Source organism: Lentzea sp. (assembly GCF_035525475.1).
Lineage (GTDB): Bacteria > Actinomycetota > Actinomycetes > Mycobacteriales > Pseudonocardiaceae > Lentzea.
The window spans coordinates 1-2,629 of record NZ_DATLEC010000014.1; the positions used below are offsets into that span (position 1 = coordinate 1).

Sequence of the window (2,629 nt, forward strand, 5' to 3'; positions counted from 1 at the left end):
TGGCGGTCGACATCGCCGCGGCCAACAAGACGAAGATCCCGATCCTGCACATCGGCGGCTGGAACGACCTGTTCGCCGAGGGCACGGTGCGCAACTTCCTCGGCACGAGGGACCAGAGCTACCTGCTGATGCTGCCGGGTGCGCACGGCGAGTTCCTCCCCGGCGTGCCGCAGTTCGACGCGGCGCAGCACGGAATGCTGGCCTTCTTCGACCACATCCTGATGGAGCGTCAGGACGCCCCGCTGCCGGGCTCGAAGGTGACCAGCTGGGAGATGCCACGCGGCACCGGAGGCTGGTTCGAGATGAACAACTACCCGACCGGCAAGCCGAGCGTGCTGGCGCTGGCCGGCCCGCAGGGCAGTGCGGTCGCCTCCCAGTTCACCTACAGCGCGAACCCGTTCGACAACGGCTGCGGCTGCCTCGAGCACGGCGCCTACAACTCCACCGAGTACCCGTTCAACAACCAGACCCTCCAGGACGGCCAGCGAGTCCAGTTCAACGGCGGCCCGACCAACGGCAGCGTGGTCATCGCCGGTGCCCCGGTGGCGCACATCAAGGCGGCGTTCTCCACCCCGGACGGCGTGCTCGTGGTCCGGCTGGAGGACGTCGGCCCGGACGGCACGTCCACGGTGATCACGACAGGCTGGTTGCGGGCCAGCCACCGCTTCGGCCACGGCTCCGCGGTCCCGGTGAGTCCGGGGCAACCGGCGGACTACACCGTCGAGCTGTGGCCCACGCACTGGCGGCTGGCGTCCGGGCACGCGTTCCGGATCACGATCAGCAGCGGGGACCTGCAGCACATCGAGCCGGTCGCGGCCCCCGGGTCGACCGTGACGATCTTCGCGGGCAAGGACGGCTCCACGTTCGACATGCCGTTCTACCGCGGCTGACGGACACATTGGCGCGCTCCGCGCGCGTCGCGCTCGCGGAGCTGCCGCCTCCGCTGCGGACGCCGAGCTCCTTCGGTCGCGAGCACCGCACGGGCTGACGCCCGTGGGTAACTCGCTCCCTACGTCGCCGACGTCCTTCGCTCCGAGCGGCGGCTCCGCTCGCATGCGGGCTAAGGCTGGAGGAAGGCCGCGACGATGCGGTCCGCGGCGTGCACGGGGGACAGCTCGCCGGCGCGCACGGCGGCCTCCAGCTCGGCGCGGAGGGCCTGGACGGATTCGGACGACCGCAGCCGGGAGTCCAGGTCGTCGCGCACGGTCGCCCACATCCAGGCGACCTGCTGCTCGGCGCGCATCCGCTCGAAGCGGCCGCTGGTCTGCAGATGCTTGAGGTGGGCCTCCAGGCCCTCCCAGACCGCGTCGAGGCCGGTGTCGTGAAGGCCCGAGCAGGTTAGGACCGGAGCGTTCCAGCCGGTCTCGTTGGTGCCCATCAGCCGCAGCGCGCCGTCGAGTTCACGCGCGGCGCGCTTGGCCTCGATCTCGTGCGACCCGTCGGCCTTGTTCACCGCGATCACGTCCGCGAGCTCGAGTACGCCCTTCTTGATCCCCTGGAGCTGGTCACCGGTGCGGGCCAGCGCGAGCAGCAGGAAGCTGTCGGTCATCTGCGCGACGGTCGTCTCGGACTGCCCGACGCCGACCGTCTCGACCAGGATCACGTCGTAGCCAGCCGCGGCCAGCACCACCATCGCCGAGCGGGTGGCCCGGGCGACGCCGCCCAGGGTGCCCGCGGTGGGGGAGGCACGGATGAACGCGGCATCGTCCACCGCCAGGCGCGCCATCCGCGTCTTGTCGCCCAGGATCGAGCCCCCGCTGCGCTGGGAGGACGGGTCGACGGCAACCACCGCCACCCGGTGGCCCTGCCCGGTCAGCCAGGTGCCGAGGGAGTCGATGAAGGTCGACTTGCCCACGCCGGGCACGCCGGTGATCCCGATGCGGCGCGCGTCCTGCCCGTGCGGGGTGAGCACGTCGAGCAGTTCCCCCGCCAGCTTGCGGTGATCGGCGCGGGTGGATTCCACCAGCGTGATCGCGCGCCCGACGGCCGCGCGGTCGCCGGCCTTGACCTTGTCGGCGAGGTCACCGACGTCCACCCTCACGCCGCGTCGGCTGCCGCGGTCAGCGCCTGGATGAGCTCGAGGGCGGCGTCCGGGATCACGGTGCCGGGGGTGAAGATCGCCGCGGCACCCAGCGAGCGCAGCTCGTCGAAGTCCTGTGGCGGGATCACGCCACCCACCACGACCATGATGTCCGCGCGGCCCGACTCCTCCAGGACCTGCCGCAGGGCCGGCACCAGGATGAGGTGCCCCGCTGCCAGCGAGGAGACGCCGATGATGTGCACGTCGGCCTCGATCGCCTGCCGCGCGACCTCCTCGGGGGTCTGGAACAACGGGCCGACGTCGACGTCGAAGCCAAGGTCGGCGAACGCCGACGCGATCACCTTCTGGCCGCGGTCATGCCCGTCCTGGCCCATCTTGGCGACGAGGATGCGCGGGCGGCGCCCGTGCGCCTGCTCGAATTCTGACGCAGCCTCACGAACCTCGGCAACCTTCGGGTTCGGGCCGGACTCGGCGCGGTACACCCCACTGATCGTACGGATCGTGCCGGAGTAGCGGCCGTACACCTTCTCCAGGGCGTCGGAGATCTCGCCGACGGTGGCCTGAGCCCGGGCGGCGTCGATCGCGACC

At 71.4% G+C, this 2,629-nt stretch carries 3 protein-coding genes; 1 reads left to right on the forward strand and 2 read right to left on the reverse strand.

Going from position 1 to position 2,629, the window contains the following annotated elements; all coding sequences use genetic code 11:
* On the forward strand, positions 1 to 890 hold an 890-nt coding region (locus VM306_RS01805), incomplete at its 5' end, for a CocE/NonD family hydrolase (RefSeq protein ID WP_325510424.1).
* 170 nt (positions 891 to 1,060) lie between these two features.
* Here the strand turns inward: VM306_RS01805 and meaB are convergent.
* Together meaB and VM306_RS01815 are read right to left on the reverse strand one after the other, a co-directional pair.
* On the reverse strand, positions 1,061 to 2,041 hold the full coding sequence (meaB, locus tag VM306_RS01810; RefSeq protein WP_325510425.1) for a methylmalonyl Co-A mutase-associated GTPase MeaB: 981 nt from the start codon (positions 2,039 to 2,041) through the stop codon (positions 1,061 to 1,063).
* Positions 2,038 to 2,629, reverse strand: a 592-nt coding sequence (locus tag VM306_RS01815; RefSeq protein WP_325510426.1) for a cobalamin-dependent protein, incomplete at its 5' end; no start/stop codon positions are given. The genes meaB and VM306_RS01815, both read right to left, overlap by 4 nt.